Annotated in this window: 9 protein-coding genes; 7 read left to right on the top strand and 2 right to left on the bottom strand. The window is 63.4% G+C overall.

The genetic code is table 11. The features are described from left to right. Positions 1-556, bottom strand: a 556-nt coding sequence (locus J4E58_RS28115; RefSeq protein WP_207255344.1) for a cysteine hydrolase family protein, incomplete at its 3' end; no start/stop codon positions are given. 147 nt (positions 557-703) lie between these two features. On the opposite strand from J4E58_RS28115, the gene J4E58_RS28110 reads away from it, so the two are divergent. The 7 genes from J4E58_RS28110 to J4E58_RS28080 all read left to right on the top strand — a co-directional run bounded on the left by J4E58_RS28110 (position 704) and on the right by J4E58_RS28080 (position 8,466). Then, positions 704-1,348 carry a glutathione binding-like protein gene (locus tag J4E58_RS28110; protein ID WP_007923035.1) on the top strand — a complete coding sequence of 215 codons (645 nt, stop codon included), beginning with the start codon at positions 704-706 and terminating at the stop codon, positions 1,346-1,348. A 184-nt stretch (positions 1,349-1,532) separates the two neighbouring features. Continuing rightward, complete coding sequence (locus J4E58_RS28105; RefSeq protein WP_087091474.1) at positions 1,533-3,956, top strand: penicillin acylase family protein; 2,424 nt, start codon at positions 1,533-1,535, stop codon at positions 3,954-3,956. Between the two features lie 318 nt (positions 3,957-4,274). Continuing rightward, complete coding sequence (locus J4E58_RS28100) at positions 4,275-5,057, top strand: transporter substrate-binding domain-containing protein (protein ID WP_007923900.1); 783 nt, start codon at positions 4,275-4,277, stop codon at positions 5,055-5,057. Positions 5,058-5,113: 56 nt separating this feature from the next. Next, complete coding sequence (locus J4E58_RS28095) at positions 5,114-5,842, top strand: ABC transporter permease (protein ID WP_009042461.1); 729 nt, start codon at positions 5,114-5,116, stop codon at positions 5,840-5,842. After that, entirely contained in the window at positions 5,839-6,549 is a 711-nt protein-coding gene (locus J4E58_RS28090) for an ABC transporter permease (protein WP_087091473.1), read from the top strand. Before J4E58_RS28095 ends, J4E58_RS28090 begins: the two co-directional genes overlap by 4 nt. 20 nt (positions 6,550-6,569) lie before the next feature. Continuing rightward, positions 6,570-7,688, top strand: coding sequence for a succinylglutamate desuccinylase/aspartoacylase family protein (locus J4E58_RS28085; RefSeq protein ID WP_087091472.1), 1,119 nt, complete (start codon positions 6,570-6,572; stop codon positions 7,686-7,688). 13 nt (positions 7,689-7,701) lie between these two features. Further along, positions 7,702-8,466 carry an ABC transporter ATP-binding protein gene (locus tag J4E58_RS28080; RefSeq protein WP_087091471.1) on the top strand — a complete coding sequence of 255 codons (765 nt, stop codon included), beginning with the start codon at positions 7,702-7,704 and terminating at the stop codon, positions 8,464-8,466. Between the two features lie 77 nt (positions 8,467-8,543). On the opposite strand, the gene J4E58_RS28075 is transcribed toward J4E58_RS28080, so the two are convergent. Continuing rightward, positions 8,544-8,750: a hypothetical protein gene (locus J4E58_RS28075; protein WP_007923905.1), complete on the bottom strand. Its 207-nt coding sequence runs from the start codon at positions 8,748-8,750 to the stop codon at positions 8,544-8,546. Between the last annotated feature and the right edge of the window lie 40 nt (positions 8,751-8,790).

The following is an 8,790-nucleotide window of genomic DNA, read 5'->3' as shown; positions in this document are numbered from 1 at the left end:
AGGGCGAATGAAGGATCTGCTGGGTCGTGGTCACCGTCGCGTACTCGCCATGCAGATTGCCCAGCGACATGGCATGCACCTTCTCGGCGCTGTGGGCCTGGCCGAAAAAGTCGGCCTTGTCGAAGGTGTAGCAGGCGTCTTCCACCACCCAGGTATCGAACCCCAGGTTGCCGGCGGTCCGCGCTGTCGACTCCACCGAGTTGTGGGTCGCCACGCCGACGATCACCAGCTGGCCGATCCCGGCCTTGCGTAAATCGGCCTCCAGGGTCGTGGCGCAGAAGGCATCCGGCACTTGCTTCTGGATCACCGCCTCAGCGCCCAGCGGCATGAACCGCTGCTGAAACTCCACTCCCGACTGTCCCGGCCAGAACACCGACTGCTCGCTGCGGGACAGGTGCTGCACATGGATCAACGGCCGCGCCGTCTGGCGCCAGTAAGCCAGCAACTCGGCGATGCGTTCCTCGGCCTCGGGGTTGTTACGCCGCCCGAGCCGGGGATGCAGGATGCCCTGTTGCTGATCGATCAGGATCAGCGCCGCATTGGTCTGAAGCTCCATGCTGACTTTTCTCACGTTGGGTCATTGAATTCCACGCACTTCAACATCACCTCTCCCGACAGGCAAGCCGTCGAACGTAGACCGGACCACCGAATACCGCTGTTTGCTGTCCGTAGCAGAATGTCCTTCGTTTACCTGGAGAGTTCCATGATCGATCTGTATTACTGGACCACCCCCAACGGCCACAAGATTTCCCTGTTCCTCGAGGAAACCGGCCTGCCCTACAGCGTGCACCCGGTCAACATTGGCCAGGGCGAGCAGTTCAAGCCCGAGTTCCTGAAGATCGCGCCGAACAACCGGATCCCCGCCATCGTCGACCATCAGCCGGCCGACGGCGGCGCGCCGCTGTCGCTGTTCGAGTCCGGGGCGATTCTGCTGTACCTCGCGGAAAAGACCGGGCAGTTCCTGCCCAAGGACCTGCGTGGCCGCCAGGAAGCCCTGCAGTGGCTGTTCTGGCAGATGGGCGGCCTGGGGCCGATGGCCGGGCAGAACCACCATTTCAGCCAGTTCGCCCCGGAGAAAATCCCCTACGCGATCAAACGCTACGTCGATGAAACCGCGCGATTGTACGGGGTGCTGGACCGACGCCTGGCCGACCGGGATTTCGTCGCTGGCAGCGAATACAGCATTGCCGACATGGCGATCTATCCATGGGTCGTTTCCCACAAGTGGCAAAGCCAGAACCTTGAAGACTTCCCCAACCTGCACCGCTGGTTCAACCGTATCCTCGATCGCCCGGCGACCGCGCGCGCCTACGCCATCGCCGCCCGGATCAACCCACCCAAATCCTGAGGTCCGATAGTCCATAGCCGGCCCGTCAGCTGCGGTGACTGCTCCGTTTCGAGCAGCCACCGGGCGGGCGGCGCGGGCTATTTATCCGGCAACGCAGAAATACTCTCGGCCCCCGCTTGCGCGGCACTCGCCTGCTCACTAACGTAGCGCCTTTATCGACGCTACCCCCCGCAGGAGCTTTGCCATGGCCTCGCCAGCCTTCTCACATTTTCTTCCCCGGTTCGGCGTTGCCGCGGCAGTGGCCGGCGTTCTCAGCCTGGCCGGTTGCCAGTCATGGAACACCCAGGACAGCCTGCCGCCGACCTCCGGCGTGCAACCGCTCAAGGGCCTGGCCCAGAACGTTTCGGTGCGGCGCAATGCCATGGGCATGCCGCTGATCGAAAGCAACACCTTTCACGATGCGTTGTTCGCCCTGGGTTACGTGCACGCCAGCGACCGGATCAACCAGATGGTGACCCTGCGCCTGCTGGCCCAGGGCCGGCTGGCCGAGATGTCCGGCGCCGATGCGCTGGACGTCGACCGCTACATGCGCGCGGTCAACCTGAAGAACAGTGCCGGCGAGCTGTACAAGGCCTCGTCCCCGCGGATCAAGCGTTTCTTCGAGGTTTACGCCCGCGGGGTCAACGCCTACCTGTTCCGCTACCGCGACAAGCTGCCGCCGGACCTGGCCGCCACCGGCTACAAGCCCGAATACTGGAAGCCGGAAGATTCGGCGCTGATTTTCTGCCTGTTGAACTTCAGCCAGTCGGCCAACCTGCCGGAAGAAATCAACGCCCTGGTGCTGGCGCAGAAAGTCGGCGCCGACAAGCTCGCCTGGCTGACCCCAAGCTACCCGGACGAAGCGCTGCCGCTGGCCGAGAGCGACAAACTCAAGGGTCTCAACCTGAATGTTCCGGGCCTGAGCGAAATCAGCAGCGCCGCCGGCAAGCTCGGCGAACTCAACCCGCTGAGCGTGGCCGGCGCCAGCAACTGGGCCATCGCGCCACAGCGCAGCCGCAGCGGCAGAAGCCTGCTGGCCGCCGACAGCCATTCGCCGGCGTGGAACCTTGTGCAGATCCGCGCGCCCAAATACCAGGCCGCGGGCGCTTCGATCGCCGGCCTGCCGATGATCGTCCAGGGCTTCAACGGCCAGGTGGCCTGGAGCATGACCTCGGTCGCCGGCGACAACCAGGACCTGTTCCTGGAGAAACTCAAGCGCCAGGGCAATGCGCTGTATTACGAAGCCAACGGCAAATGGCTGCCGGCCGTGGTGCGCAACGAAACCTACTTCGTCAAAGGCCAGCGGCCGATTCGCGAGGCGGTCTATGAAACCCGTCACGGCGCCCTGCTCAACAGCGCCAGCAACCTGAGCGCCGGCTACGGCCTGGCCCTGCAACAGCCGAACCTTGCGGACGACAAGAGCCTGGATGCGTTCTTCGACCTGACGCGGGCGCAAAACGTGGAACGGGCCTCCGACGCCAGCCGCGAGATCCGCGCCATCGGCCTGAATATGCTGTTTGCCGATGCCAGCCATATCGGCTGGCAGGTCACCGGCCGCTTCCCCAACCGCCGTGAAGGCGAAGGCCTGCTGCCATCGCCGGGCTGGGAAGGCCGTTACGACTGGGACGGTTATGCCGACCCGATGCTCCACCCCTATGACCAGGACCCGGCACAAGGCTGGCTGGGCACCGCCAACCAGCGGATCATTCCCCACGGCTACGGCATGCAGCTGTCCAACTCCTGGTACTACCCCGAGCGTGGCGAGCGCCTGGCCGATCTGGCCGGCAGCGGCAAGCACGACGGGCGCAGCATGATCGCCATGCAGTACGACCAGACCACTACCTTCGCCGCCAAGCTGAAGAAGATGTTCGAAGCCCCCGGCATGGCGCAGCCCCTGAAGAAAGCCATCGACGCCCTGCCCGAAGCAGACCGCAGCAAGGCCCGCGAGGCCTACAGCCGCCTGATGGCGTTCGACGGCAAACTCAGCCCGGTGTCGGCCGATGCGGCGATCTATGAGCTGTTCCTGCAGGAAAGCGCCCGGCAGATCTTCCTCGACAAACTGGGCCCGGAGTCCAGCCCGGCCTGGAAAGCCCTGGTGGCCAACGGCGCGCTGTCCTACTCGGCCCAGGCCGACCACCTGCTGGGCCAGGAAGACAGCCCGTTCTGGGATGACAGCCGCACCCCGCAGAAAGAAGACAAGCCGGCGATCCTCGCCCGCAGCCTGGCCGCCGCCATCAGCGCCGGTGAAAGCCAGTTGGGTGGCGATCGCCGGGCCTGGCAGTGGGGCAAGCTGCACAGCTACAACTGGAAGAACGCCAGTGGCCAGGTGATTCGCGGGCCATTGCAGGCTGGTGGCGATCACAGCACCCTGAACAGTTCACCTTACCGCTGGGGCCAGGACTTCAATGTGACCCAGGCTCCGGCGCTACGGCTGATCGTCGATTTCAGCCAGAGCGAACCGCTGAGCGTCATCAACAGCAGCGGCCAGTCCGGCAACCCGGCCAGCCCGAACTACCTGAACGGCATCGACGCCTGGCTCAAGGGCCAGTACCTGAGCTTGCCGCTGCAACCGCAGAACTTCGACCGCCTCTACGGCAAGACCCGCCTGACCCTGGCGCCAGGCAAGTAACACTGGCCAGCCCGCCCCTCTGCACAAGGGGCGGGCTTGCGCCCTGTAACACTTCAATCCCCTCACCGATCCGCCCTGCCACGCTCTCGGCAGCCGCGCCCTTTCCTACTCGAAATCTCCCACGCGCCCTATTGATGCAAGGCTTCCCACACGCTCTTTTTTGGGGCGCAGCCGACCCACGGCAGGCTCTCGCACCACCTTTTAAAACAGTTGTTCGGGACTCTGGTTCGGAAATTGCTACTTTCATTAAGTCTGACGCTTTGCAGTAACAGTACTAATGCGCCACAAGCGCTCATATTGGTTTTTAGGGATTGAATAATGAAAAAAGCATTGCTGACCCTTTCTGCACTGGCTCTCTGCATGGCCGCCGGCTCCGCGCTGGCCAAGGAATACAAGGAACTGCGCTTCGGCGTTGACCCGTCCTACGCACCTTTTGAATCCAAGGCCGCCGATGGCAGCCTGGTCGGCTTCGACATCGATCTGGGCAATGCCATCTGTGCCGAACTGAAGGTCAAGTGCAAATGGGTCGAAAGCGACTTCGACGGCATGATCCCGGGCCTCAAAGCCAATAAATTCGACGGCGTGATCTCATCCATGACCGTCACCCCGGCCCGCGAGAAAGTCATCGACTTCTCCAACGAACTGTTCTCCGGCCCGACTTCCTTCGTGTTCAAGAAAGGTTCCGGCCTGACCGAAGACACCGCCTCGCTCAAGGGCAAGACTGTCGGCTACGAGCAGGGCACCATCCAGGAAGCCTACGCCAAGGCCGTGCTGGACAAGGCCGGGGTGAAAACCCAGGCCTACCAGAACCAGGACCAGGTGTATGCCGACCTGATTTCCGGGCGCCTCGATGCGTCGATCCAGGACATGCTGCAAGCCGAGCTGGGCTTCCTGAAGTCGCCACAAGGCGCCGACTACGAGGTGAGCAAGCCAGTGGACAGCCCGCTGCTGCCGGCCAAGACAGCTATCGGTATCTCCAAAGGTAACAAAGAGCTCAAGGCGCTTCTGGATAAAGGTATCAAAGCGTTACACGACGATGGCACCTACGCCACCATTCAGAAAAAGCACTTTGGCGATCTGAATCTCTACAGCGGTAAATAAGGTCCTGGCGCCCATCCTCGATGGGCGCCTTTTTTATCGCCACAGGTCTCTGATTTATGTTCGAAGAACTTCTGCAAACCCTTGGGCTTTCTGCCTTCAGCCTCAAGGGGTTCGGTCCGTTGTTGCTGGAAGGCACCTGGATGACCATCAAACTCTCGGTATTGTCGCTGTTACTCAGTGTCCTGCTCGGCCTGCTCGGCGCCAGCGCCAAACTCTCGCGGCTGGGCCTGCTGCGCCTGCCCGCCCAGCTCTACACCACGCTGATCCGCGGCGTACCGGACCTGGTGCTGATGCTGCTGATTTTCTACAGCCTGCAAACCTGGCTGACCACCTTCACCAACTTCATGGAATGGGAATACATCGAGATCGACCCATTCAGCGCCGGGGTCATCACCCTGGGCTTCATTTATGGGGCGTACTTCACCGAAACCTTCCGTGGCGCCATCCTCGCCGTGCCGCGCGGGCAGATAGAAGCCGCCACCGCCTACGGCCTCAAGCGCGGCCAGCGTTTTCGCTTCGTGGTGTTTCCGCAGATGATGCGTTTTGCCCTGCCGGGTATCGGCAATAACTGGATGGTGATGCTCAAGGCCACCGCGCTGGTGTCGATCATCGGCCTGGCCGACCTGGTCAAAGCGGCCCAGGATGCCGGCAAGAGTACCTATCAGCTGTTCTACTTCCTGGTGCTGGCGGCGTTGATCTACCTGGTCATCACCAGCGCTTCCAATATTGTCCTGCGCTGGCTCGAACGCCGTTATGCCGCGGGCTCGCGGGAGGCGGTGCGATGATCGAGCTCCTGCAGGAATACTGGAGACCTTTCCTCTACAGCGACGGCTACAACGTCACCGGCCTGGCCATGACCATGTGGCTGCTCAGCGCCTCGATCTTCATCGGTTTCCTGGTGTCGATCCCGCTGTCCATCGCCCGGGTCTCGCCCAAGCTCTACCTACGCTGGCCGGTGCAGTTCTACACCTATCTGTTTCGCGGCACGCCGCTCTATATCCAGCTGCTGATCTGCTACACCGGGATCTACAGCATCGCCGCGATCCGCGCCCAGCCCGTGCTCGACGCGTTCTTTCGCGACGCGATGAACTGCACCATCCTCGCCTTCGCCCTGAACACCTGCGCCTACACCACGGAGATTTTCGCCGGGGCGATCCGCAGCATGGCCCACGGCGAGGTCGAGGCGGCCAAGGCCTACGGCCTCAGCGGCTGGAAGCTGTACGCCTACGTGATCATGCCGTCGGCCCTGCGCCGCTCGCTGCCCTACTACAGCAACGAAGTGATCCTGATGCTGCATTCGACCACCGTGGCCTTCACCGCGACCATCCCGGATGTGCTGAAAGTCGCCCGCGACGCCAACTCGGCGACCTTCATGACCTTCGAGTCCTTCGGCATCGCCGCGCTGATCTACCTCACCGTGACCTTCGCCCTGGTCGGCCTGTTCCGCCTCGCCGAACGCCGCTGGCTGGCCTTCCTCGGGCCGACTCACTAGAACAAGGCAAATCATCATCCATGCGCCAACAGACTCATGATCTGCTCGCCCCGCTGCCGGGGACCTCGCGCCAGATCCACAGCTTTCACTTCGGCCCCGAGCGGGCCGAAGGCAAGGTCTACATCCAGTCGTCGCTGCACGCCGATGAACTGCCGGGCATGCTCGTGGCCTGGCACCTCAAGGCACGCCTGGCGGAACTGGAGACCCAGGGCCGCCTGCGCAGCGAAATCGTCCTGGTGCCGGTGGCCAACCCGGCCGGCCTGGAACAGGTGCTGATGGACGTGCCGCTGGGCCGCTACGAGCTGGAAAGCGGGCAGAACTTCAATCGCTGGTTCCTCGACCTCGGCGAAGAGGTCGGCAACGACATCGAAGGCCAACTGGGCGACGATCCGCGGCATAACCGTGAAATCATCCGCGCCAGCCTGCGCAACGCCCTGGCGCGGCAGACCGCCGGCACCCAGTTGCAGTCTCAGCGCCTGGCCCTGCAGCGCCTGGCCTGCGACGCGGACATGGTGCTGGACCTGCATTGCGATTTCGAAGCTGTTGCCCATCTGTACACCACGCCCGAGGCCTGGCCGCAGGTCGAACCGCTGGCCCGCTATATCGGCTCGCAAGCTTGCCTGCTGGCCACCGATTCCGGCGGCCAGTCGTTCGACGAGTGCTTCACCCTGCTCTGGTGGCAATTGCAGCAGCGTTTCGGCGAGCGCTTCGCCATTCCCCACGGCAGCTTCTCGGTCACCGTCGAGCTGCGCGGTCAGGGCGACGTCAACCACGACCTGGCCAGCCGGGATTGCCAAGCCATACTGGATTATCTGAGCCATTTCGGCGCTATCGCCGGCGAGGCTCCGCCCATGCCCGAGTTGCCCTACCCGGCCACCCCGCTGGCCGGCGTGGAACCTGTGGCCACGCCCGTGGGCGGCCTGCTGGTGTTCACCGCCCTGCCCGGGGAGTACCTGGAAGCCGGGCAACAGGTGGCCGAAGTCATCGACCCGATCAACGATCGCGTCACCCCCATTTATTGCAGCTGCGCCGGCCTGCTCTACGCCCGCTCGCTGCGCCGCATGGCCACCGCCGGCATGGTGATCGCCCATGTCGCCGGCCGCGAAGCCTATCGCAGCGGCTACCTACTTTCGCCTTGAGGATGCATGCCCCATGTACAAACTGACCATTGAAGGCCTGCATAAATGCTACGGCGACAATGAAGTGCTCAAAGGTGTTTCGCTCAAGGCGAAGACCGGCGACGTCATCAGCCTGATCGGCGCCAGCGGCTCGGGCAAAAGTACCTTTCTGCGCTGCATCAACTTCCTGGAAACCCCGGACGACGGCGCCATGAGCCTGGACGGCCAGCCAATCCGCATGGTCAAGGACCGCCATGGCATGCACGTGGCCGACGCCGACGAGCTGCAACGGATTCGCACCCGTCTGGCCATGGTGTTCCAGCATTTCAACCTGTGGAGCCACATGACGGTACTGGAGAACATCACCATGGCGCCGCGCCGGGTGCTGGGGATCAGCAAGAAGGGCGCCGAAGACCGCGCCCGGCGCTACCTGGACAAGGTCGGCCTGCTCCCCCGGGTGGCCGACCAGTACCCGGCCTTTCTCTCCGGTGGCCAGCAACAGCGGGTAGCAATTGCCCGGGCTCTGGCGATGGAGCCGGAAGTGATGCTGTTCGACGAACCCACCTCGGCCCTCGACCCGGAGCTGGTGGGCGAAGTGCTCAAGGTGATCCAGGGCCTGGCCGAGGAAGGCCGGACCATGATCATGGTCACCCATGAAATGAGCTTCGCCCGCAAGGTGTCGAGCCAGGTGCTGTTCCTGCACAAGGGCCTGGTGGAAGAGGAAGGCGCGCCGGAAGAGGTGCTGGGCAACCCGAAGAGCGAGCGCTTGCAGCAGTTCCTCAGCGGTAACCTGAAGTAAGCCAGGCGCCGCTATGGACAAAGGCCAGCCCGCCGGTGGAGTCCGGCGGGCTGGCCTTTTTTATGAGTTGGCGTCAGTCAGGCGACAGGAGCGGGAGGCGGTTCGTCCGGCAAGGTCGGTTCGCCAGGTTCGGTCGGCTCGGCGGGTTGCGGGGTGTCCGGGTCGGGTTGACCGGGAATGCCGCCTGCCGCGCTGGGGTGCGCCAGCAATGACCAGGCCAGGACGCCGACCTGATTGGGCTCAAGTCTGGCAAGTGTGGCGCTTATAAGCGGATCGATCTTCATGGGGCACTCCTGAGCTAAGCACGGTCCGCTGTGCGCAAAC

It is taken from the genome of Pseudomonas sp. FW305-25 (assembly GCF_017351415.1).
Classification (GTDB): domain Bacteria; phylum Pseudomonadota; class Gammaproteobacteria; order Pseudomonadales; family Pseudomonadaceae; genus Aquipseudomonas; species Aquipseudomonas chlororaphis.
Note: the sequence above shows the minus strand (reverse complement) of the source record. Positions and strands in the feature narration are given on the sequence as shown.